The organism is Streptomyces sp. ID05-26A (assembly GCF_033794685.1).
Lineage (GTDB): Bacteria > Actinomycetota > Actinomycetes > Mycobacteriales > Pseudonocardiaceae > Lentzea.
The window spans coordinates 1,992,301-2,015,485 of the sequence record NZ_JARAYZ010000002.1; the positions used below are offsets into that span (position 1 = coordinate 1,992,301).

A 23,185-nucleotide genomic window follows, 5' to 3' on the forward strand; every position below is an offset into this window, starting at 1 on the left:
TTCACATTTCAGGGTCGACGGTAGGTGATCCAGACCACTTCGAGCAAGTCACGGCCAGTGCGTTGGCGGTGACCACGAGCAAGATTCCAGCCCAATGGTGGAGTGCGAGCTCCTCCCCCAGCAGCACCAGGCCCGCGAGCGCGGCGAGCACCGGGTGCACGCTGCACACCAGCCCGAAGAGCCGCGCCGGGACCTTGCGCAACGCGATCACGTCGGCCGCGTACGGCACGACGCTGCAGAACACGCCCGCCGCGACGGCGTACAGGATCGCCATGCCGTTGAACTGCCCCTGCACGACCAGGAACACCGCGACCGGCACGTAGAGCAGCGCGGACACGCTCGTCGCGGCGGCCGGTGCCTGCAGGCCGGGCAACCGTTGCCCGACCAGGCGGTTGAGCAGGATGTACGCGGCCCAACTGGCCGCCGCGAGCAGTCCGGCGCCGATGCCGAGCCAGTCGCTCGACGGCCCTGGGAGCACCAGCACGTAGACGCCGGCGGCGGCGATCAGCACGAACAGGAAGTCGAGCCGCGTGCGCGAGCCGCCCAGCGCGACCGCGAGTGGCCCGAGCACCTCCAGCGTGACGGCGAGACCCAGCCCGATCCGGTCGACGGCGGTGTAGAGGCTCAGGTTCATCGTGGCGAACACCAGGCCGAGCGCGATCGTCGGCCACCACTGCGCCCAGGTGAACGTCCGCGGGTTCGGCCGGGCGACGGGCAGCAGCACCGCCGCCGCCACGAACTGCCGCACGGCCACCACACCGGCCGGGCCGATCGACGCGAACGCGTGCGCGCCCATCGCGGCACCGAGCTGACTGATCGCGGCGCTGGCGGTGATCGTGGCGAATCCGCCGAGGTTCTTCATGTCCCCCAGCCTGCGGTTCCACGCGTCCGAGGGGAAATGCGTGAGCCGCGCGACTGATGCGTCTGACGTATGAATAGGTACGCTCCACACATGGATCTGCGGCAGCTGAAGGCCTTCGTGGCCGTGGTGGACGCCGGGACGTTCACGGACGCCGCCACCGCCCTCGGTCTCACCCAGGCCTCGGTGTCCCGTTCGGTCGCGGCGCTGGAAGCAGCGCTGGGCGTGCGGTTGCTGCAACGCTCGACCCGGCACGTCGCGCTCACCGCCGTCGGCACCCAGGTGCTCGAAGGCGCGCGACGGGTGCTCGACGAGGTCGCCCACCTGCACCGGATCGCCTCGCAGTCGCTGACCGAACTGCGCATCGGCTACGCCTGGGCGGCGCTCGGCAAGCACACCCGGCGCGTGCAGAAGTCCTGGGCCGCACAGCATCCCGGGCTGCCGCTGGTGTTCGTCCAGTCGAACTCGCTCACCGCCGGGCTCGCCGAGGGCACCGGCGACGTCGCGGTCGTGCGCAGAGCCGTCGACGATCCGCGGTTCGAGACGGCGTTGCTCGGCACCGAACGGCGCTACGGGGTGGTCGCGACGGACAACCCGTTGGCGCGCAAGCGTTCGCTCAAGCTCGCGGACCTCGCCCGGTACTCGCTCGCCGTGGACGACCGGACCGGCACGACCACTCTGGACCTGTGGCAACCCGGCAAGGCTCCCGCCGTCGTGCGCAACACCCACAGCGTCGACGAGTGGCTGACGCTGATCGCGGCCGGGCAGGCCGTCGGCATGACGTCGGAGGCGACCGCGAGCCTGAACCCACGCCCTGGCGTCGCTTATCGGGCCGTGGTCGACGCACCGCCGATCGCGGTGTGGCTCGTGTGGTGGAAGGACCAGCCGCCGCAGCACCTCACCGACCTGATCACGCTGGCCTGCGACGCCTATCGGGTGTGAGGACTCACCGCCGAACCCGTTGCAGGAGTGGAAGTTTCTCCCCTCTCGCCCGCCCGGAGGCTCACTTAGTGTGACGTGCCATGGACGGGCTGATGCAGCCTCGACCGCTCACCATCGCGCACATCCTCGAGCGGGCCGAGCGACTCCACGCGCACAAGCAGGTCGTGACGGCCGGCGCCGAGCGGGTGACGTACGCCGAGGTGGCCGAGCAGACCCGGCGCCTCGCCACGGCACTCGACTCACTCGGCGTCCCGCAGGGCGCGAGGGTCGCCACGTTCGCGAGCAACACACGCCGGCACCTGGAGCTCTACCTCGCGGTGCCGGTCACGAAACGGGTGCTGCACTCGATCAACATCCGGCTCGCGGCGGACCACCTCGAGTACATCGTCAACCACGCCGAGGACGACGTCGTGTTCGTCGACCGCGCCCTGCTGCCGCGGATCTGGCCGAGCGCCGAGCGGATGCCGAAGGTGCGGTACTGGGTCGTGCTGCCCGACGACAGCGGCGAGGAGGTCCCGGCCGATCCGCGCGTCCTGCACTACGACGACCTGGTCACGACCGCGGACCCGTTCGCGGGCTCGTTCGAGGACACCTTCACGCTCGCGGACGAGAACCTGGCCTCCGGGCTCTGCTACACCTCCGGGACGACCGGCCCTCCGAAAGGCGTGCTCTACAGCCACCGGTCGACGATCCTGCACTGCCTGGGCACGCTGGCCGCCGGTTTCATCGGTCTCAGCGAGAGCGACGTCGTGATGCCGATCGTGCCGATGTTCCACGCCAATGCCTGGGGACTGCCCTACGGCGCGATGATGACCGGCGCCTCGCTGGTCCTGCCCGGCCCGTCCTCCGAGCCGACGCACCTGCTCAAGCTGATGGAGACCGAACGCGTCACCGTCGCCGGTGCCGTACCGACGGTGTGGACGAGCCTGGTTCCCCAGCTGGCCTACCACGAACTGGGCGCCACGCGGTTCCTCCTCGGCGGTGGTTCGGTGATCGCCCCGGCGCTGTCGGAGACCTACCGGGCCGCGCTCGGCGTCCCCATCACCCACTCCTGGGGCATGACGGAGATCAGTCCGGTCGGGACGATCGGCGGCACCCGCACCCGGCACAGGGGCGCGACCGAGGCGGACCAGGTCGCGGTGCGGGCGTCCCAGGGCCAGCCCCTGCCGCTCGTGAACCTGCGGATCGCCGACGTCGAGACGGGCCAGGTGCTGCCCCGCGACGGCAAGGCCATCGGCGAGCTCCAGGTCGCGGGCCCGTGGGTGGCGGGCGGGTACTTCGAGGTCGAGTCGGCGGAGAACTTCACCGGCGACGGCTGGCTGCGCACCGGCGACCTCGCCACGATCGACGCCGACGGGTACGTCCGGCTCGTCGACCGGATGAAGGACCTGATCAAGTCCGGCGGCGAGTGGATCTCGTCGGTCGAACTGGAGAGCGCGCTCACCTCGCACCCGGACGTGGTCGAGGTGGCCGTGGTCGCCCGCCCGGACGACCGATGGGGCGAACGGCCGGTCGCCTACGTCGTCCTGCGCGACGGCAGCGCCACCACCGGCGACGAACTGCTGCGCCACATCACGCCGTCGGTCGCCAAGTGGTGGCTGCCCGACGAGGTCGTCTTCCGGACCGCCCTGCCGAAGACGGGCACGGGCAAGCTGTCGAAGAGCGCCCTGCGCGACTCAGCCTGAGTTGCGCAACCGGAACAGCTGGAGCCCGAGTTGCAGCTCCAGGTCGTTCTCGGTGCGCCAGTCGGCACCGAGGACGTCGCTGACCCGGTCCAGCCGCTTGAGCAACGTGTTGACGTGCACGTGCAACGCCCGTGCGGTCGCCGCGACGTTCGCGCGGTGGTCGTAGTACGCGGTGAGGGTGCCGACGAGATCGGTGCCGCGCCGTTCGTCGTGGTCGGCCAGCGGACCCACGGAGGTGTCGAGGAACCGGTCGAGCTCGCGCACCCGGTCGGGGTCGAAGACCATGGCGTACAACGCGTACCGGCCCGTCGTCACGCCGCGGTCGGTGTGCCCGAGAGCCCGCATGACCGCGCCGCAGCGGCTCGCCAGTGAGTAGGCGCGCGCCCAGTCGTGGCCGATCGCCCGCTCCCCCACGACGGCGACGGCACCGCCCAGCGCGCGCCGGAGCCGCCGGTGGACCTCGTCGGCGGTCCGGTCGTCGTCGGTGCTGTGCACGATCATCGTCGCCTTGCCCAGGTGTTCGCCCGCGAGCCCGGCGCGGTCCCTGGCGATCTCGTGCAGGTGGCGCGCGAGATCGGTCGGCGACACCGTGGCCGAGTCCGCGACCAGCACGAGGTTCAGCCGGTCGGCGTCGATGCCGCGCGCTCGGGTGCGGGTGCGCTGGGCCGGGCCGATCCCCGGACCGCCGACCATCAACTCGGTCAGCAGCTCACCGCTCAGCCGTTCACTGGCCTCGGCGACCGCCCGCTCCTTGAGGATCAGCAACCCCAGGATGTGCGTCGCTCGTTCGAGCGTGCGCAGGTCCATGGCGTCCGAGGCGCCGGTGGCCGCGTCCCTGCTCCACTCCAGCGCGCCGAGGTGGCTGTCGCCCGCCCGGATCGGGGCCACGCTGCGGGCGACCCCGTCCAGCACCGACGTCGTGACGCGGCCGGAACGATGACCGGCGGCGTCGAGCAGCGCGACGGTCCCGCCCAGCTGGTCGGCGAGCAACTCGGCGACGTCGTCCGGTGTGCCGCCCTCCAGCACCACCCCGGTCAGCGCCTCGTGGGTCGCCTGCGCCCGTTCGACGACGGCCACGTGCTCCTCGATCTTCCGGTACGCGACCCGCAGCTCCTGCAACGCGGTCCGGCTCTTCTCGTAGAGGCGGGCGTTGTCCAGCGCCACGGCGGCGTGGTCGGCGAACGCGCTGAGCAACGCGATCTCGCCCGCGTGGAACGACCGCTCCGAGCGGTACGCGGCGAACAGCGCGCCCACCACCTCGTCCCGGATCACCAGCGGCACACCGAGGAGAGCCACCAGGTCCTCCGTGCCGACGAGCCGGTCGAAGCCCGCGTCGTGGTCGATGTGGGTCGAGGCGGCGTAGTTGCGCACCCACTGCGGCCGCCGAGTCGCGAGCACCTTGCCGCCGAGCCCGACCCCGGCCGGGATGGTCGCGCTGAGGAACGCCGCCGAGATCGTCCCCTCCGCCGCCTTCGCCGACAGCCTGCCGTCCGCGACCAGCGAGAGGTACGTGAAGTCCGTGCCCATCAGGTCGTGGGCGTGCCGGACGATCGACTGCAGCACGTCGTCGAGCTCGCCGAGGGCGGTGAGCGACTTGGCCGTGGCGTACAACGACGCCAGTTCGCGCTGGCGGCGCACCAGCTCGTGCGACTCACTCGGGTCGATGCTCACCACGTCATTGTGACCCAGCGACCGGTGGTGGAAAGTGCCACCGAATCCAGACAAGAGGTGTGTGATCCGGACCTCAACCGGACGGTGTCACCGCCCTAGCATTGGCCGCCATCACCTGCCGGTTCATCGACGAAGGCGGCATGAATGGCCACCCCTCTGACCCAGCCAGAAGAACAGTCCGCGCAACCGCCGTCGGAGGCGACCCGCCGCCGCGGTTTCCGCAAACTGCTGACCGTGGGGCTGATCGGCAGCTCGATCGAGTGGTACGACTTCTTCCTCTACGGCACCGCGGCCGCGCTCGTGTTCCCCAAGGTGTTCTTCCCGGAGTCCTCGGCGCTGACCGGCACACTGCTCGCGTTCAGCACGTTCTGGGCGGGCTTCGTGGCGCGCCCGATCGGCGGCGTGCTCGCCGGGCACTTCGGGGACAAGTACGGGCGCAAGCCGGTCGTCATCACGTGTCTCGCGCTGATGGGCGCCGCGACGTTCCTGATCGGCTGCCTGCCCGGCGCGTCGACCGTGGGAGCACTCGCACCGATCCTGCTGGTGACGCTGCGGTTCCTGCAGGGGCTCGCCGCCGGTGGCCAGTGGGGCGGGATCATGTTGCTGCTGACGGAGTCCGCGAGTCCGAAACGGCGTGGGTTCGCCGGCACGTTCGGGCAGACCAGCGTGCCCGTCGCGGTGATCGTCTCCAACCTGATCTTCGTCGCGGCCAGCGGCCTGATGCCGAACGACGCGTTCCTGAGCTGGGGCTGGCGGATCCCGTTCCTCGTCAGCGTCGTCATGTTCGCGGTCGTGCTGTACATCCAGTCCAAAGTGGAGGACACGCCGGAGTTCCGCGACCTGCAGAAGGAGGTCGCGCGGCCCGAGCGCGCCGTGGTCAGGGCCCCGCTCGCGAACGTCATCCGCACCCGGTGGGGAACGATCCTGCTGGCCTGCGGCATCCTCTCGGCCACCAACAGCCTCTTCTACGTCAGCATCGCCGGGTTGCTGAACTACGGCACCACGTCGCTGAAGCTCGACCGCAGCGGGCTGCTCACCGTCGTGCTGCTCAGTTCCGTGGCGATGCTCGCGGTGCTGCCGTGGGCCGGGCACGTCTCCGACCGGATCGGGCGCCGGCCGTTGATCCTCATCGGTGGCCTGGGCGTCGCGCTGTGGGGCTTCCCGTACTTCGGGCTCGTCAACACGGCGTCGCTGCCGCTGATCTTCGTCGCCGTGGTCGTGGGGTTCATCTTCCAGAGCCTCACCTACGGGCCGATCGCGAGCTTCCTCGGCGAACTGTTCGCGCCCAACGTCCGCTACTCGGGCGCGTCGCTGTCCTACCAGCTCTCCGCGATCATCATCAGCGGTGGCACGCCGTTCCTCATGACGGCGCTCATCGCCGAGACCGGCAGCACCTGGCCGGTCGCCGCCTACATCACGGCCATGGGGCTGATCACCTTCGTCAGCGCGTGGTTCCTGCCCGAGACGAACCCGGCCGAGGTCCGCGCGGACCCGCGGGCCGTGCCCGGCACCCACCTCTACCGCTGAGAAGGAGACCGCCGTGAAGACACTCGCCGTGCTCGCGACCTCGGTGCTGCTCCTCGGCGTCGATCCCGCCCTCGCGACCACTCCGCCCAGGACCGCGCCGTCGTGCGCCTCGCTGAACCAGCTGACGATCCCGGCCTCGGTGATCAGCCTGCCCACCACCGGCGGCCGGGTCCAGTCCGCCGTCTCGACCACCAGTGTCGTGAGTGGACAGACGATCGAGCACTGCCAGGTCGACGCCGACCTCTACCCGGCCGACCGGTCGGCGCCCGCCATCAAGATGCGGATCTCCCTGCCGCACGGGTGGAACCGCAAGGCGTTGATGTTCGGCGGCGGCGGGTACAACGGCACGATCCCCGCGCTGAGCGGGAACGTGCCGTTCGCCGCCGCGGACGCTTTGGCACCGTTGGCGCGGCGGTACGCGGTGTTCGCCAGCGACTCCGGTCACCAGCAGGGAGCCGGGACCGTTCCGTCGCTCGACGGCTCGTTCGGCGTCAACGACGAGGCGCTGCGGAACTTCGCCGCCGGTGACGCGCTGAAGAAGACGCACGACGCGAGCCTGTTCCTGATCCGGCGCGCCTACGGGCTCGGTCCCGCCGAGACGTTCTTCGCGGGCGGTTCGACGGGTGGGCGTGAGGCCCTCATCGTCGCGCAACGGTGGCCGCGGGCGTTCGACGGCGTGATCTCGGGCTTTCCCGCGTGGAACAACCTCGCCGAGGGCCTGTACCTGGGCCACCTGACGCAGGTCCTGTCCCGGCCCGGCGCGTTCCCCGGCCCGGAGAAGCAGAAACTCCTGTACGACACCGTGATCAGCGCCTGCGACGGCCTGGACGGCGTGCGGGACGGCGTCGTCTCGAACCTGCGCGGCTGCCACTTCGACCCCCGTGTCCTGCGCTGCCCCGACGGCGCGGACACGGGTCCCACCTGCCTGTCCGACGCCCAGATCGGGGCGGTGACGGCGATGTCGACGCCGTTCCGGTGGCCGTACCGGGTCGCCAGCGGCGAGACCGAGTACCCCGGCTTCCCGTTCCTGTCCGGCGCGGACATGCGGACGCCGTTCCTCGGGTTCGGCACCACCGCGCCGGCCCACCCGATGCCGGTGACGAGCGGGTACGGCATGCAGTACTGGGACCAGTGGGTCCGGTACTTCCTGACCCGCGACCCCGGTTTCAACTCCCTCGACCTCGATCCGCGGCGGCCCGGGAAGTGGCTCGACCGGATCAGCCACCTGTCCACGATCCAGGACCGCAACAACGTCGACCTCGGCCCGTTCGCACGCTCCGGCGGAAAGCTGCTCCTGCTCCACGGCGCCGCCGACGAACTGGTCTCGCACCGCTCGACCAACGACTACTACGAACGCGTGCGCGATCTCCTCGGCGCCAGGACGACCGAGAGCTTCCTGCGGTACTACCTGGTGCCCGGCGCCAACCACGCGAACTTCGGCACGCCGTCGTTCGCCGCCGGATGGGACTCGCTGACCGCGCTGGAACGCTGGGTCCGGAGCGGACGGTCGCCGCACAACCCCGTCGTCGCCGACGTGACCCACGACCGCACCCGTCCGCTGTGCGAGTACCCGGGCTGGCCCCGGTACCGGGCGGGCGACCCGGACAGCGCGCTGAGCTTCACCTGCGCGCGGTGACGCTCAGCGCGTGAAGACCTCGTGCACCACCGCGATCAACGCCCTGGTCGCGGCGCTCGGCCGCCGACCGGCCGGCCACGCGAGCCCCAGCGGCCAGCGGAGGTCCGCGCCGGTCACGGTCAGCGCCCGGACGTCCGGCGTGGTGCCGATGACGTAGCTGGGCAGCAACGCGACGCCGAGGCCGTGCCGGACGTAGTCGACGCCGGTGTAGATGTCGGCCATCTCCAGCGTCACGCGGCGGGGCACGGCGCAGGAGGCGAACGCCCGGTCAGCCACGACCCGGTTGCCGTACCCCTGCGGTGAGTCGATGAAGTCGAGCCCGGCGAGGTCCCCGATGGACACCTCGGCCCTCGCGGCCAGCGGGTGGCCGAGCGGCACCACGAGGTGCATGACCGAATGGGTCAGCTCGTCGAGCACGATCCCGTCGGGCACCTCGCCGGGCAGCGACACGAACGACAGGTCGAGTCTGCGGTCCAGCAGCTGCTCGACAAGCCCGACCGAGCCCGAGGTCGACGCGTTCGTGCGCACGAGCACGCCGGGGTGACGGCGGTGGAACTCGCCGAGCAGCGCGGGCAGGTCGATCAGGGTCATCGCCGTCAGGGTGCCGAGCCGGACGGTCCCCTTCAGCCCACCCTCGACCTGGGCGACGGCGTCCCTGGCCTCGGCCGCGGCGTCGAGCACGGCCCGCGCCTTCGGCAGGAGCGCCTCCCCCGCATCCGTCAGCAGGACTCGTTGGGAGTTGCGGTCGAGCAGGGCGGTGCCCAGCTCCCGTTCGAGGGTCTTGATCGCGGCCGAAACGGCGGACTGCACGACGTGCACACGGGCGGCGGCACGGGTGAAGCTGCTCTCCTCGGCGACCGCGACGAAGTACTCGAGCTGGCGTAGGTCCACACCAGCGAGTATCTCAAATTTCGATGATCCCGAGCTTGAACTTTCATTGGACGTGATGCTTACTGGCCCGCAGGGTGGAGGCATGTCTCTGGTCTTCGATTCACCGGTCACCGCGCCAGTCGCGAGCAAGCACCACGGGCGCGGGTTCTGGGCCGTCGCCTTCGCGTACCTCGTCGCGATGGCGTACTCGACCGTCCCCGCCCCGCTGTTCCCGCTCTACGTCGCCCGCGAGGGCTTCTCGACGTTCGCGATCACCGTCGTGTTCGCCGCGTTCGCGGCCGGCGTGGTGATCAGCCTCGTCCTGGCGGGCCACGTGTCGGACCGGGCCGGCCGCAAGACCGTCCTGATCCCCGCGCTGGGCCTCGAGATCGTCTCCGCCCTGCTGTTCCTGACCGGAACCTCGCTGCCCGTGCTCATCGCCGCGCGCGTGGTCAACGGCCTGGCCGTCGGCATGATCGCCGCTACCGCCACCGCCTACCTCCACGACCTGCACGCGCGGCACCGCCCCGGCGCGTCCCCACGCCGGTTCGAGATCGTGTCGACCGCCGCGAACATCGGCGGCCTCGGCGTCGGCGCGCTGGTCGCGGGCGCGCTCGCGCAGTACGTGACCTCACCGCTGAGCACCCCGTACGTCGTGCTGGCCGTGCTGCTCGTGGTGAGCGCCGCCGGGGTCGCCCTCACGCCGGAGACCGTTGCCCGCTCGCGGTTCTCGTACCGTCCACAACGGATCAGCGTCGGCCACCTCCCTGCGGCACTGGGAGCGTTCGCGGCCTTCGCGGTGTTCGGCGTGTTCACGTCCGTCTCGCCGGGCTTCGTGGCGGGCGAACTGCACCACCCGTCGCGCCTGCTGGCCGGGCTCGTGGTGTTCATCGTGTTCGGCGGCGCGGCACTGGCGCAGACGGTGACGGGCGGGCTCTCGCTCACGGCCCGGCGCCGGCTCGGCCTGGGAGGACAGGCGATCGGCGTGCTGCTGGTCGTCGCCGGGATGTACGCGACGAGCTTCCCGTTGTTCCTGGCCGGTGGCGCGATCGCCGGTGTCGGGGCGGGCGTGCAGTTCAAGGCGTCGATCGGAGCGGTGTCGGCGATGGCCGCGCCGGAGCAGCGCGGTGAGGCGCTGGCGGGCCTGTTCCTCATCGCCTACCTGGGACTGAGCGTGCCGTCGCTGTCGATCGGGCTGGCGACGCGCTTCCTCGCTCCCGCCGCGGTGATGACGTGGTTCGCCGGGATCCTGCTCGTGCTGCTGGCCGGGGTGGCGGCGCTCAGTCGACGTACGTCCTGATCGGGTGCCGCACGTCCTCGGTGCACGTGAAGACGTTCAGGTTGCCCTCGCGCCCGAACTCCCACTCCACGTCGTCACCGGACGGTTCGTGGGTCGCGAGCGACAGCGTCTGCCGTTGCTCCGCACCGCACCGCGGGCACTCGAACTCGATCGGGCCGCTCTGCCACCACGGCGTCCAGCCGCCGATCTTCGTGCCGCCGGAGACCTTCGACTGGTGCTCGGCGTACCGGATGGGTTCGAGCGCGTTCACGGTCGGGACGTAGATCTCCTCCTGTGCCGACGGTTCCGGCTCCTCCTCGATCAGCTCGAACACCGTCGTGGAGTCGCGCCACACCAGCCGCACGTCCGGCCCGTAGGCGTGCGGGAGGTCGTGGTGCAGCGTGCAGAGGAAGACCTGGAGCAGGTCGGTGCCGTCGGGGAACGGCAGCTCCGGGAAGTCGCGCCGGTAGAGCTGCACGGCACCGACGAACGGCTCGGGGGTGTGGTCCGCGGCGTCGCACCGCGGCCACGGTTCGTCGATGGGCCACAGCATCGGGCCGCCGATGTGGCTGTCGGCGTCCGTGGGGTCGCCTTCCAACGGGTTCAACAGGACCGCGGGCCTGGCCTCGATCGACACAAGCCGCAACCCTAGCGGGGTAACGATGACGGGAGTACGGCCGACCTCGGGGGCATGAGGTTCTGGATCACACCTGTGCTCGTCGCCGTGCTCGTGGCGGGCTGCACCCCGGAGGTCACCGGTTCCGGTTCGGCGACCGGTCCACAGGAGACGACCGCGACGCCGGCGACCACCACCGCGCCCACCACCACCGAGGCTGCGGCCACCGCCCTGAACGGGGTGGCTCCGGACCAGTACGAGGGCCTGCCCTCGCAGTTCTGCGACCGGCCCTTCGTCGGCGCGCTCGGCAAACCGATGCTGGCCGTCGTGGTGGAGACCCCGGCGGGAAGGCTGAACTGCGACCAGGCCGGGGCGGTGCTGTTCGACTACTACGCGCAGCGCTCGGACCCGAAGACGGGACTGCCGCCGGTCGAGATCGGGCCCATGTCGTGCAACCAGGTCGCCGAGGGGATCATGCCCCAGGTCGTGTGCGCCGACGCGGAGAACGTCATCTACTCGATGTGGCCCCAGACCTGACATTACAGACCTGACACCACAGACCTGACCAGACGCGAACGGGGCGGGCGATCGTGATCGCCCGCCCCGTTCGTTCTGGGGAAATCAGTCCGTGCCGAACTCCATGGCCGCCGCGTCGAGCAGTTCGTCGGCCGCCGAGACCTCACCGCGCGAGGCGATGGCCTCCGCGCCGCCGTCCGGCACCTCGCCGATCAGCTGCGTCGGCTCGGGCTGGGCGGAGATGAGCGCCGACTGGCGGGTGCCGACCATGCCGAGGCCCGCGAAGAGCTCCAGCTTGGCGCGCGAGTCCGCGATGTCGAGGTTGCGCATGGTCAGCTGGCCGATGCGGTCGACGGGACCGAACGCCGAGTCCTCGGTGCGCTCCATCGACAGCTTGTCCGGGTGGTAGCTGAACGCCGGGCCGGACGTGTCGAGGATCGAGTAGTCGTCGCCCCGGCGCAGCCGCAGCGTGACCTCGCCGGTGATGGCGGCGCCGACCCAGCGCTGCAGCGACTCGCGCAGCATCAGCGACTGCGGGTCGAGCCAGCGGCCCTCGTACAGCAACCGGCCGAGCTTGCGGCCCTCGTTGTGGTACGCCGCGACGGTGTCCTCGTTGTGGATAGCGTTCACGAGGCGGTCGTAGGCGATGTAGAGCAACGCCATGCCGGGCGCCTCGTAGATGCCGCGGCTCTTGGCCTCGATGATGCGGTTCTCGATCTGGTCCGACATGCCGAGCCCGTGGCGGCCGCCGATGGCGTTCACCTCCAGCACGAGGTCGACGGCGTCGTGGAACTCCTTGCCGTTGATCGTGACCGGGCGGCCCTGGTCGAAGCCGATGGTGACGTCCTCGGTCGCGATCTCGACCGACGGGTCCCAGAACTTGACGCCCATGATCGGCTCGACGATCTCGATGCCCTCGTTGAGCAGCTCGAGCGACTTGGCCTCGTGCGTGGCCCCCCAGATGTTCGCGTCGGTCGAGTAGGCCTTCTCGACGCTCGACCGGTAGGGCAGGTCACGCTCGAGCAGCCACTCGGACATCTCCTTGCGGCCACCGAGCTCCGTCACGAACGCGGAGTCGAGCCACGGCTTGTAGATCCGCAGCGACGGGTTCGCGAGCAGCCCGTAGCGGTAGAACCGCTCGATGTCGTTGCCCTTGTAGGTGGAGCCGTCGCCCCAGATCTGCACGTCGTCGTCGAGCATGGCGCGCACGAGCATGGTGCCCGTGACGGCCCGCCCGAGCGGCGTCGTGTTGAAGTACGCGCGGCCACCGGAGCGGATGTGGAACGCGCCGCAGGCCAGCGCCGCGAGACCTTCCTCGACGAGCGCGGACCGGCAGTCGACGAGGCGCGCGATCTCGGCACCGTACGTACCGGCGCGGCTCGGGACCGTGTCGATCTCGGGCTCGTCGTACTGGCCGATGTCCGCGGTGTACGTGCAGGGCACAGCGCCCTTCTCACGCATCCACGCGACCGCGACGGAGGTGTCGAGACCACCTGAGAAGGCGATGCCGACGCGTTCGCCGGCCGGAAGTGAAGTGAGCACCTTGGACACGTTGAGAATTATGCACGACGATGTATGACGATGCACGTCGGGGTGCCTGTTAGCTACGCCTCACGAGCGTTCTCGCAGGTAGGGCGACTCACACCGACTGATCGAGCTCGTCCACCCGGTCCTGCATCAGCTGAACCCCGTCCTCCCGCTCGGACGCACGCATCGCCGTGATGGCCGCGTACAGGTGCGCACCCGTGAAGGGGTCCTTCTCCTTGCGTTCGTACACCTCGCCCAGCGTGGCGTTGTACATGGCGTGCGACATCGCGGCGAGCAGCGCGCGCGTACGCGGCGCCACCCCCTTGGGCGCGGCGGCGTCGATGATCGGCGTGACCCGCTCCCACACCTCGTCCGGCGGGCCGGGCGGGTAGATCTGGTTGAGCGCGAGCAGGCCGTTCTCGAGCGCGCCCATCACCAGCCAGGTCTCGTCCCTGTCGGCGGGCAGGATCGTTTCCACGCGCTCGGTGTCGCGCTGGTGATAGGCGATGGCGAGCCGCAGGCCGATGGCCTGGCTGCGATTCCTGCTCGCGGGCTCTTCGAACCACCATTGTTGTTGCGCGGTCCTGGGGAACATGTCCGCAGTGTGCGCCCTCGATCTCGATTTCGCCCGAGGGCTTAGGCAAGCCTAACCAAAGGTGTTACGTTGCGGGCATGTCGCGCTACTCCGCCTTCGACCGGTTCACCCTCAAGGCCGCCACCAAGGCCGCCGAGATGATGATGGCCCCGGCGAACCGCCGCGAGGTATTCGACCAGTTCGTCATGGCCGTCACGGCGGTGACCGAACTCGGCGACCACATGCGCCGGATCACCTTCCACGCCCCGGAGTTCGCGTCGTTCGCGGTGACGGGGCCGGACGAGTACTTCGGCCTGCTGATGGCGACGGGCCGTGAGCTCGTCATGCCGGCGGACGACCGCATCAACGTCCGGTCGTCGTTGAGCGCGATGCCGGAGGAGACCCGGCCGGACCTGCGCTGGTACACGGTCCGCGCCCACCGCCCCGAGGTCGCGGAGATCGACGTCGACTTCGTGGTGCACGGCGACGCGGGCCCCGGCACCCGGTGGGCACGGCGGGCGATCGCGGGCGACAAGGCCGGGTTCCGCGCGGGTGGTTCGGCCTACCGCCCACCCGCCGAGGGTGCGGTGCTGCTCGTGGCGGACGAGACGGCGTTGCCGGCGCTCGCGGCGATCCTCGAGGCCGAGACGCGGCCAGTGCACGTGTTCGTCGAGGTGCCGGACGAGTCGTATCGGGTCGACCTCGAGGCGGAGTGGGTGTTCCGCGGCGAGGCCGAGCCCGGATCGGCCGTGCTGAAGGCGATCCAGGACAAGGCCCTGTCCACTGTGGAGTACGCGTGGGCGTGCGGGGAGTCGGCGCTCGCGACCGGGGTGCGGCGGCACCTGGTCAAGGACCGCGGGGTGGACCGCAAGGCGATCATGTTCAGCGGGTACTGGAAGGCCGGTTCAGCCCGCATGTGAGACGCCACTCAGGCGGGCCGGGCCATGGTCTTGATCCAGTTCTTCCCTTCGGCCGCGATGCCTTCAAGGATGTGGAGGGTGTGCTCGAAGCCCACTGAGTCGAGGCTCGTCTCCGACGGCTTCTCCTCACTCCCAGCGACGTCTACGCCTTCACCGGCTTCGATCTCGCTCAAGTCGGCGTCGACCACACGGATGTCGCGCCTGGGGCCGTTGAACAGCGTCAGCCCCAGCGTGCAGTCGGAGGACTTGGACTGGAGCACGTGCACAGAGGACACCGCGTCGAAACGGAAGCTGGTTCGCTCCTGGTCACCCAACTCGGCGTGTTCGAAGTCGAGCTCGGTGGTCACCTCGCGCACCCCGTCGTGGGTGATCAGGAACAGCCGAACGTCGTATTTCGAGTAGCGCCAAGGCCCATGCTTGACACGTGCGCGCTTGTAACTCTTCGCCGGCGACATGAGAAACGCATGCGTGATGATGTCGCGCCAAGCCAGCCCGTAGTGCAGCAGAGCTCTGTCCAGCAACATGATCCTGTCGTAGGTGAGCCAGTTCTCCATCTCGCCCTCTGACGGACGAGCCGCGTCGATCTTGTTCTTCCAGCGCTCGAACGCCCCCTGCCGCTCAGTCAGATTGCGCTCGTACTCGTCGTGGTCATCAGGAGCCCGGCGCGTCTCACTGATGATCCAGTACCAGCCCAGCACGGCGGCTCGTCCTGCCAGGATCAGGACCAGGACGGCAAGTGTGGAGACCCACGGGTCCGATTTCACCGCGGTCGCTCCGAGCCAGATCAGCGCGGTACCACCGATCGTGAACGCGGCGACGCACCAGACTTTCGTCCTGCGGCTGACCCGGTAGAGCATTCGGTGCTCGAACAGGGTTCCCCGCGTCCATCGTGTCCGGACGTCCGAGGCGAGGTGACGGACGAGCCACTTCACCTTCTCGGACTTGACCTTGCTCCCGCGATAGATCTCCACGACCTCGTCTCGCAACGCCCTGCGAACGCCCGACGTGATGGCACACCAGCGATTGCGCTCCACGCCGGAAGGCAGGTAGGTGGCGAAGTAGTGCTCGAAGTCGCGGCTGGTCCGCTTCGCGAAGCCCGAATCGCCCTTCGACTCGGCATTCATGCGGCGGTTGAGTTCCCGCTCCTTGGCGGCGAACCGCTCGGACCGGTAACGCCACTCGGTCCAGTTGCTCACACCGACGTACACCGAGACACCCACGATGAGGCACGCGATCACCAGGGGCGTGGTCTGCCGCACGGCGATCCATGCCACGTATCCGAACGCCAAGGCTGCCAGTGTCGACCAAGCCGTCGAACGCACTCGGTCTCCCCAGGTCGTCCTGTCGCTCACAGGCGGCCGGGCGCGAGCGCCGGCCGGGTCGGGCTCGAAGTGGGCCCACACCCGATTCTCCCGGTCGTCGGAGAGCCTCAGTCGCTCGGCCATCTCCCTGGTCTCCGCCCAGAGCGACTCCTTGGACGCGCCCGTCAGCACCAGGTCGAGGTGCCGCAGGATCTTGTCACGCTGTTTGAACGGCAGCTCTCGCAACTGCTTGAGCGCGACCGAGCAGTCGCCTTCACGCAACTGCTCCAGCAAGGAGAACACCGTGGCGAGCGCCTGCTTCCACTGGTCATCCGGGTACCTGTCGAGCTTGCCGGAAGCCACCTCCAGTTGGTGATGTTCAGGAGCCGCGAGGTCGCGCAACGACCGTTTGCTCAGCATCGCCAGCAACCAGTGAAACCGCACCTCTCCGTTGTCATGCCCGTGGGCGATCGCGTCGCTGATCAGACGGCGAGCGTCAGCCGGTACCCCGTCATCCAGGTACCGGACGCCGACCGCGTACTTCTGCGCCGGCGCCGCGTCCGGGTGCACCATGTACACGGTGGAGTTGTGCACAACGGAGCCCTGGATTCCCGCCGAGTGCGCGAAGTTCTCGACTTTCGCCGCCCCTGGTTCCCCTTTCTCGCCCATCACGACCCCAACGCCGCCGCGATCACGGCCGCGATCTTCGCGGCGAGTTCCGGTAGGTCGGCGATCAGGCCGCGCAGCCGCTTGAGGGGAAGGACGAACTCCGGTGAGCCGACGGACTTGTCCGCGAGATCGAGCTCCGTCCTGGCCGCCTCATAGGTCGGCTGGTCCAAGCCACCGGAAGCACGTTCCCGCACAAGCATCTGGCGGAACGCGCGCAACTCGGCGACCACATCAGCCACCGTCGCGGAAGGCGTCGGGCCGATGTTCATCGTCACCGTGCCTCCCCTGACGGTCGAGCCTTGGATGCCGACCGGGCCGTGCGCCACGTTCGAGACCTGAAACCCTGCAGCCCGTTCAGTCACAACACGCTCCTTCTGTTGGGTGATCAGGTGCTCGGCCAGCCGCGTGGCGAACGTGGCGGCGTTCACCGCAGCCACGGGTTGCCAGATCCGGTCCTCGTCGGTGGCCTTGGTGCCGTCCGCATGATCACTGATGCCGCGGATGATGGCGACCGGCGAGCCGCTCAGGTGTCCTGCCTGTGCCACACCCGCCGCTTCCATCTCGATGGCGATCGCATCGTTGTAGTGCTCCCTGATCCACCGCGCTTCCTGGGAGAGGCGGGAGTTCTGAACCACTTCGCCGGCCGCCACAGCACCGAAGTGCACCTTCGGCTCCCGGCTCCACTCGTCCGCGCGAGCGAGGTGGGCAGCCAACTGCGCGATCTCGTGCGAGATCTCCCAAACGCGCGGCCGTGCCTTGAGCCCGTCGTCTTCGCTGGTTCCGCCGTGATACGCATAGACGTGAGTGGCGACGACAACGTCACCGAGAGGCGTTCCCCAGAGTGCACCGGCCACGCCGACGAACATCACCGCCACCGGGGAGAACTGCTGAACAGCCCGCTCCACGAGCGTCGCCGCGGGATTGTTCCCCTTACCTGTCAACGCGAGCGCGACCTGGCAGTTCGTACCTTCCAGAGTGCCGACCTCGAAGCGCGTACCGCGTTCGTGCAGTTGCACTTCGACGTCCGTCAGCTTCCGCCGCACCGCCTGGTATTCGAGGTTGAAGGCGGTGAGCATCACCACCAGGTTCTCCGTCATGACTTCCCCTCAGCCCGGCCTGACGATCGGCGGGTGCAGCAAGGTCCGCGCGCCCGCCCTGAACAGGCGCGCCGGTCGTCCCCGCGTCGCCTTGTGCCCGTCGGGCACGATGAACCCGTCGACCCCCTGCACCTTCCGGTAGAAGTTCCTCGGGTCGACCTCCGTGCCCCACACGGCCTCGTACACCTGCTGCAGTTCCGAGATCGTGAAGGTCTCGCCGCAGAACGCCGTCGCAAGCGCCGTGTGCTCCAACTTCGCCCGCGCGCGTTCAATGCCGTCCTCCAGGATCAACAGGTGATCGAAGGCGAGCCCAACTTCCCTGGAGAGCAACGCATCGACCGGTTGCCATCTGGCACCCGCCGCGTCCGTCCCGGCCGCGGGCTCGGGCAGACCGGGCGCGATCGCCAGGTAGGCGACGGAGCAGACGCGCCCTCGCGGGTCGCGGCCGGGCCGCCCGTACGCACCGAGCTGTTCCAGGTGCAGCAACGCCCCGTTGAGTCCTGCCTCTTCCGCGAGCTCCCTGTGCGCCGCGGCGAGCAGATCCTCAGCCTCGCTCTCGAGGAACCCACCGGGTAGGGCCATTTCCCCTTGGTATGGCTCGACTCCACGCTCCACCAACAGGACGTTCAGCACCCCTGCTCGCAGGGTGAGGATCACGAGGTCGACCGTGACCATGAGGGTCGGCGGCGACCAGGACGAATGAGGCATGCCCGGAACGGTAGCTTTTTGTCAGATCGACAGTAAGACGCCGTTCGAGTGACCGGGTGATGTCGAGTACCAGTGTGGTGCCCACATCGTCCGTGCGGGGTTCCTGTCCGAGGGTGAGTCGTCAGCTCGAGACGCCGCTGAGCCGCAACGTCCTGGCCACGACCGGATCGGACGGCGCGATGCCGTACCGGTGCTCGTAGACGGCGACCACGATCCGTTCGAGGTCGTCGGCGGCGGCCGGGGACTGGTCGACGTAGTCCGCGGCCATCAGCAGCATCGGGTAACCGGCGCTGCCCTGGGGCGGCAGGTAGCCGTTCACGGGCAGCAGCACGGCGCCGAGGCGGCGGTAGAAGGCGATGCGGCGGTGGCGGATCCGTTCCTCGGCGGGACCGATGCCGTGCTGCGCCGGGTCTTCGACGTCGTAGACGATCCGGGTGTGGCCTGCGCTCGTCATGGCGGCGCGCAGGTGCGTCCAGAGGTGTTCGCCGAGGCCGCGGCCCTTCTCCCCCACCGTGAAGTAGCGCAGGTAGACCCAGCCGGTGCCGCCCAGCGTGCGCAGGACGGCGAACCCCAGCGGCTTGTCGTCCACCAGCACCAGGGCGGTGTCGGCCAGCAGGTCGTCGAACGAGGCCCGCAGGTGCGGCTCGAAGCCGTCGAAGTAGATCTGCTGCACGTCGGCGAGTTCGTCCGGCGTGAGGGTTGACGCAGCGACGAGCTTCACCGGAACTCTCCCCCGACCATGGTGCGCAGCACCTCGATGTCCTTGATGCGACCGGCTGTCGCCGGGTTGTCCGAGAGCACGACGAGGTCCGCGAGTTTCCCGACGGTCAGCGTGCCCTTGAGGTGTTCTTGTTTCGAGGCGTACGCGGAGCCGCAGGTGAAGGCGCGCAACGCTTCCAGGCCCGTCACCGCCTCGCCGGGGCTGAACGGCGTGCCGGACGACGTGAGCTGGTCGACCATGTCCTGCATGCCGAGCAACGGGGCTCCGCGCACGACCGGGCGGTCCGAACTGCCGGGGACGATCATGCCCGCGTCGAGCAACGACCGTTGGCGATACGCCCACGCGGCACGGTCCGGGCCGAGCGCGCGGAGCATGCCGTCGCCGATCTCGTTGACGAAACGGCCCTGGGGCACGGCGATCACGCCCAGTGCCACGGCGCGCGCGACCTGGTCCGGGCGGGCGACACCGAAGTGTTCGATCCGGTGGCGGACGTCGGGGCGCGGGTCGAGGCGCTGTGCCTCGTCGTAGGCGTCGAGCACCAGGTCGATGGCCGCGTCGCCGATTGCGTGCGTGGCGACGCGCCAGCCTCCCCGGTGGGCGGCGATGATCCGTTCCCACAGCGCGTCCGCGGTGTCCTGCAGGTAGCCCTGGTTTCCCGGGGTGTCGGCGAAGTCGTGGCACAGCGCGGCGGTGTGGCCGATCAGCGAACCGTCGGAGAAGATCTTGGCCGGGCCGATTCTCAGCCAGTCGTCGCCGAACCCGGTGCGGACGCCGAGATCCAGGCCCAGCCCCAGTTCCGTGACGGGGTGCAGGGCGTCGGCCGCGACCATGAGCTCGACGCGGACGTGCAGCCTTCCCCGTTCGCGGGCGCGGTGGTAGGCCTCCAGCTCGACCGGGGACTTGCCGATCCAGCCGCCGCCGATGCCCGCCTCGACGCAGCTCGTGATGCCCTCGCTCAGGTACACGCGGCCGGCCCGGTCGATCGCGTCGACCAGGGTGTCGACCGGGTAGGGCAGGACGAGCGGGTTCACCAGTTGCTGGGCCTGTTCCTGCAGCAGGCCGGTCGGGCGCCCGCCGTCGGTGACCACGAGACCGCCGGAGACCTCGACCGGGCGCTCCGAGATCCCCAGCGCCTCCAGCACCGGCGTGTTCACCACGCACATGTGGCCGGACGTGTGCTTGATCCACACCTTGCGGCCGCGCGCGACGCGGTCGAGTCCGTCCCGGGTGGGGTGGCCGCCGCACTTGTTCTGGTCGTAGCCGAAGCCGACGACCCACTCGCCGTCCGGTGCGGCCTCGACGGCCGCGTACAGGGCGTCCAGGCTCGTCACGCGGCAGTCCACTTCGGACAGCGTGAGGCCGAACCAGGCCATGTGGTTGTGGGCGTCGTGGAAACCCGGTGTGACGGTCGCGCCCTGGAGGTCGACGACCTCGCGGGCCGGGACCTCCTCCAGTGCCACGATCCGGTCGCCGAGCACGGCCAGCGCGGACGCCGGTCCGTCCAGCGTCACGAACTCGGCGTTCGTGAGCAGCAGGTCCGCCTTGATCATGAGAGTCCCTCGAAGGCCATGCGGTACCAGTCGCTCCACGGCGCGGGACGGCCGTCCGGGCCGACCTTGACGATCACCCGGTAGCCGGTGGCGTAGTGGCCGCACCGGAAGCCGTAGCGGGCGCTGGTCGTGCCGATGCGGTCGGCGGTGATCTCGACCGGCAGCACGCCGGGCGAGGTGAAGGCCGCGGTGAACTCGACGTGCAGTTCTCTCACCACGTAGTTCAGGTCGGGATCGCGGTCGGCGTAGGTCGACCAGCCGAAGCCCATCGACTCGAACAGCGCGGACTGGGCGCGTTCGACGTGCAGGGCGAACCGCGAGTTGTGCAGGGTGCCGTTGAGATCCAACTCGTCGAAGAAGACCGGGCTCTCCCAGTGAAAGCTCACCGCAGCAACTCCTTGGCAACGCGTTCGGAAGGGGTGCGCGGTAGATCCTCGCGGAACTCCCAGAAACGCGGAACCTTGAACGACGCCAGGCGTTCGGAGCAATGTGCGACAAGCTCCAGATCGGTTACTTCCCCGACCACGAACGCTTTCACTTCTTCACCGCGAATGTCGTCCGGAACACCGATCACGGCTGCGAGCCGCACGGACGGGTGCGACATCAGCACCTCTTCGACCTCGTGCGCGGCGACGTTCTCGCCACTGCGCCGGATCATGTCCTTGCTGCGGCCGAGGTGGTAGACGCGGCCGTCCTCGATCCGCGCCAGGTCGCCGGTGCGGAACCAGCCGTCGGTGAACGGCGACGGCAGGCCGAGGTAGCCGTCCATCATCCCGGGGCCGCGCAACCAGAGTTCGCCGTCGACGACCTTGGCCTCGCGGTGCGGCGCGGGCAGCCCGAGACAGCCCGTGCCGACGAACCGGTCGTGGTCGCCGTCCGTGATCCGCAGGTCGGCGCCGGTCTCGGTCATGCCGAACGCCTCGAACCAGCCGACGCCCCACCGCTCTTCCAGTTCGGCGTGCAGGGCGGGCGGGATCGCCGAGGCCTGCACGACCCGGACGCGGTGCGCGCGGTCCAGCGGATCGGGCGGCATGCGCAGCAGCAGCGTGGGCATCGCACCGAGGCAGTAGAAGTAGGTGACGCCGTGCTCGCGGACCTTCTCCCAGAACGTCGACGGGTGAAAGCCGTCCAGCACCACGAGATGCGCGCCGGCCAGCAACGCGGCGACGACGTTCCACTGTGGATCGATGTAGTAGAACGGTTGCGCCGTCAGCATCACGTCGTCGGAGGACAGGTGCGGGAAGTGCTCGACGAGGCTGCCGCCGAGCGTCAGCCAGTAGGAGTGCGACAGCACGCAGGCCTTCGGTTTCCCGGTGGTGCCGGAGGTGAACTGCAGACTGACCGGCGCGGACACCTCGCCCTGCGCGAACCCTCCGGCGGGCTTCAACTCCTCGACGAGGTGCACCACCTCTCCGGCGAGCAGCGGCCGGAACTCCTCGGTGCTGATGACGGCCACCACCTCGGCCGTCCGCAGCACGTGGCCGGCGTCGACCGAGCGGTACCGCACGTTGACCGGCACGGCCGTGGCGCCGAGCTTGATCAGCGCGAACCAGACCAGCGGGAACTCCGGCACGTTCCGGAGCATGATCGCGACCCGGTCCCCCGCACGGATCCCCTTGTCGCGCAACGCCTGCGCGTACCCGTCGGACAGCGCGCCGATCTGCGCGAACGTGAACGAGCCGCCCGGATCGAACGTCCACGCCGTCCTGTCCGGCCACCGCATGACGGCCGTCCGCAGCGCGCCGATCAGGTCAGCCACGGCCGAACTCCGCCCGCGCCCCGTCCCCCTCGCCAGAGGTGCTGGTGATCACGGCGTGGTCGACCTCGGTGGCCAGCGCCTGGTCGAGCGTCGAGCCACAGCCCAGGTCGATGGCGCGTTTCGCCAGCAACGCGGCGACCGGAGGCTGGGTGGCGATGCGCTTCGCGAGCTTCATCGCGTGCTTCTCGTGGTCGTACACCTCGCGGTAGACCACTCCGAGTTCCATCAGGCGGGCGCCGGTGATCCGCTCGCCCAGCAGCAGCCATTCCTTCGCCTTGTGCGGACCGACCAGCCGCGGCAGCAGGGCGGAGACGCCTCCTGTGACGCTGAGGCCGACGCTGACCTCGGGAAACCCGAACTCCGCCCCGACTCCGGTCACCACCAGGTCGCATCCCAGCGCGAACTCGGCACCCGCGCCCAGCGCGTAGCCGTGAACCGCCGCGATCACGACGCCGGGGAAGTCGCGGATCGCGCGGGTGACGTCCTGGATGCGTTCCAGGCGCGCCCGCGTCTGCTCCTCGGTCTCGGCCGGAACCGGTTCCTTGAGGTCGTGCCCGGCGCAGAACGCCCGGCCGCGTCCGGCCAGCACGACCACCCGCGCCTGGTCCTCACGGGCTCGTGCGAACGCCGCCAGCAGGTCCTCGACCAGTGCCGGAACCACGGCGTTGAGCCGTTCCGGACGGTTCAGGTGCACCTGCGCGACGCCCTCGGCGCAGGAGTAGTCGACGGTCATGTCTCCCCTTCGATCGATCGATCGA

The 23,185-nt window shown here is 69.6% G+C and carries 21 protein-coding genes; 7 read left to right on the forward strand and 14 right to left on the reverse strand.

The window, feature by feature from the left end; all coding sequences use genetic code 11:
- Position 1: 1 nt before the first annotated feature.
- Positions 2-862, reverse strand: coding sequence for an EamA family transporter (locus tag PV646_RS24680; protein WP_500344555.1), 861 nt, complete (start codon positions 860-862; stop codon positions 2-4).
- Between the two features lie 90 nt (positions 863-952).
- Here PV646_RS24680 and PV646_RS24685 point away from each other — a divergent pair, with 90 nt between their 5' ends.
- Both PV646_RS24685 and PV646_RS24690 read left to right on the forward strand, forming a co-directional pair.
- Entirely contained in the window at positions 953-1,801 is an 849-nt protein-coding gene (locus tag PV646_RS24685) for a LysR family transcriptional regulator (RefSeq protein WP_500344556.1), read from the forward strand.
- A gap of 92 nt (positions 1,802-1,893) precedes the next feature.
- Positions 1,894-3,486, forward strand: coding sequence for a long-chain fatty acid--CoA ligase (locus PV646_RS24690; RefSeq protein WP_500344557.1), 1,593 nt, complete (start codon positions 1,894-1,896; stop codon positions 3,484-3,486).
- Here PV646_RS24690 and PV646_RS24695 read toward each other — a convergent pair.
- Positions 3,478-5,157: a helix-turn-helix domain-containing protein gene (locus PV646_RS24695; protein WP_500344558.1), complete on the reverse strand. Its 1,680-nt coding sequence runs from the start codon at positions 5,155-5,157 to the stop codon at positions 3,478-3,480. The genes PV646_RS24690 and PV646_RS24695 overlap by 9 nt on opposite strands.
- 144 nt (positions 5,158-5,301) lie before the next feature.
- Here PV646_RS24695 and PV646_RS24700 point away from each other — a divergent pair, with 144 nt between their 5' ends.
- Complete coding sequence (locus PV646_RS24700; RefSeq protein WP_500344559.1) at positions 5,302-6,684, forward strand: MFS transporter; 1,383 nt, start codon at positions 5,302-5,304, stop codon at positions 6,682-6,684.
- A gap of 13 nt (positions 6,685-6,697) precedes the next feature.
- Positions 6,698-8,320 (forward strand): tannase/feruloyl esterase family alpha/beta hydrolase, encoded by a 1,623-nt coding sequence (locus PV646_RS24705; protein ID WP_500344560.1) that lies wholly within the window; start codon positions 6,698-6,700, stop codon positions 8,318-8,320.
- Between the two features lie 3 nt (positions 8,321-8,323).
- Here PV646_RS24705 and PV646_RS24710 read toward each other — a convergent pair whose 3' ends face one another.
- Positions 8,324-9,211: a LysR family transcriptional regulator gene (locus tag PV646_RS24710; protein WP_500344561.1), complete on the reverse strand. Its 888-nt coding sequence runs from the start codon at positions 9,209-9,211 to the stop codon at positions 8,324-8,326.
- Positions 9,212-9,293: 82 nt separating this feature from the next.
- Between PV646_RS24710 and PV646_RS24715 the strand changes: the two genes are divergently transcribed.
- Positions 9,294-10,490 carry an MFS transporter gene (locus tag PV646_RS24715; protein ID WP_500344562.1) on the forward strand — a complete coding sequence of 399 codons (1,197 nt, stop codon included), beginning with the start codon at positions 9,294-9,296 and terminating at the stop codon, positions 10,488-10,490.
- Here PV646_RS24715 and PV646_RS24720 read toward each other — a convergent pair.
- On the reverse strand, positions 10,471-11,106 hold the full coding sequence (locus PV646_RS24720) for a YwqG family protein (protein WP_500344563.1): 636 nt from the start codon (positions 11,104-11,106) through the stop codon (positions 10,471-10,473). The two genes, PV646_RS24715 and PV646_RS24720, sit on opposite strands and share 20 nt — an antisense overlap.
- A gap of 54 nt (positions 11,107-11,160) precedes the next feature.
- Between PV646_RS24720 and PV646_RS24725 the strand changes: the two genes are divergently transcribed.
- Complete coding sequence (locus PV646_RS24725; RefSeq protein WP_500344564.1) at positions 11,161-11,622, forward strand: hypothetical protein; 462 nt, start codon at positions 11,161-11,163, stop codon at positions 11,620-11,622.
- Positions 11,623-11,706: 84 nt separating this feature from the next.
- Here PV646_RS24725 and argG read toward each other — a convergent pair whose 3' ends face one another.
- Both argG and PV646_RS24735 read right to left on the reverse strand, forming a co-directional pair.
- Entirely contained in the window at positions 11,707-13,152 is a 1,446-nt protein-coding gene (argG, locus tag PV646_RS24730; RefSeq protein WP_500344565.1) for an argininosuccinate synthase, read from the reverse strand.
- Positions 13,153-13,240: 88 nt separating this feature from the next.
- On the reverse strand, positions 13,241-13,723 hold the full coding sequence (locus PV646_RS24735; RefSeq protein WP_500344566.1) for a hypothetical protein: 483 nt from the start codon (positions 13,721-13,723) through the stop codon (positions 13,241-13,243).
- 77 nt (positions 13,724-13,800) lie between these two features.
- On the opposite strand from PV646_RS24735, the gene PV646_RS24740 reads away from it, so the two are divergent.
- A complete protein-coding gene (locus PV646_RS24740; RefSeq protein ID WP_500344567.1) occupies positions 13,801-14,622 on the forward strand; it encodes a siderophore-interacting protein in 822 nt (273 codons plus the stop codon).
- Between the two features lie 8 nt (positions 14,623-14,630).
- Here PV646_RS24740 and PV646_RS24745 read toward each other — a convergent pair whose 3' ends face one another.
- The 8 genes from PV646_RS24745 to PV646_RS24780 form a co-directional block, all read right to left on the reverse strand.
- Complete coding sequence (locus tag PV646_RS24745) at positions 14,631-16,592, reverse strand: hypothetical protein (RefSeq protein WP_500344568.1); 1,962 nt, start codon at positions 16,590-16,592, stop codon at positions 14,631-14,633.
- Positions 16,592-17,689, reverse strand: a complete 1,098-nt coding sequence (locus tag PV646_RS24750; RefSeq protein WP_500344569.1) for a 5'-methylthioadenosine/S-adenosylhomocysteine nucleosidase family protein — start codon at positions 17,687-17,689, stop codon at positions 16,592-16,594. Before PV646_RS24750 ends, PV646_RS24745 begins: the two co-directional genes overlap by 1 nt.
- A 9-nt stretch (positions 17,690-17,698) precedes the next feature.
- The gene (locus PV646_RS24755; RefSeq protein WP_500344570.1) at positions 17,699-18,397 is read right to left on the reverse strand and encodes an NUDIX hydrolase; all 699 of its coding nucleotides are present in this window, start codon (positions 18,395-18,397) and stop codon (positions 17,699-17,701) included.
- Between the two features lie 121 nt (positions 18,398-18,518).
- Positions 18,519-19,118, reverse strand: a complete 600-nt coding sequence (locus PV646_RS24760; RefSeq protein WP_500344571.1) for a GNAT family N-acetyltransferase — start codon at positions 19,116-19,118, stop codon at positions 18,519-18,521.
- On the reverse strand, positions 19,115-20,668 hold the full coding sequence (locus PV646_RS24765; RefSeq protein WP_500344572.1) for an amidohydrolase: 1,554 nt from the start codon (positions 20,666-20,668) through the stop codon (positions 19,115-19,117). The genes PV646_RS24760 and PV646_RS24765 overlap by 4 nt, the downstream gene beginning before the upstream one ends.
- Positions 20,665-21,054, reverse strand: coding sequence for an acyl-CoA thioesterase (locus PV646_RS24770; protein WP_500344573.1), 390 nt, complete (start codon positions 21,052-21,054; stop codon positions 20,665-20,667). Before PV646_RS24770 ends, PV646_RS24765 begins: the two co-directional genes overlap by 4 nt.
- Positions 21,051-22,427 carry an AMP-binding protein gene (locus PV646_RS24775; RefSeq protein ID WP_500344574.1) on the reverse strand — a complete coding sequence of 459 codons (1,377 nt, stop codon included), beginning with the start codon at positions 22,425-22,427 and terminating at the stop codon, positions 21,051-21,053. The genes PV646_RS24770 and PV646_RS24775 overlap by 4 nt, the downstream gene beginning before the upstream one ends.
- A complete protein-coding gene (locus PV646_RS24780) occupies positions 22,420-23,160 on the reverse strand; it encodes an enoyl-CoA hydratase/isomerase family protein (RefSeq protein WP_500344575.1) in 741 nt (246 codons plus the stop codon). Before PV646_RS24780 ends, PV646_RS24775 begins: the two co-directional genes overlap by 8 nt.
- Positions 23,161-23,185: the final 25 nt, after the last annotated feature.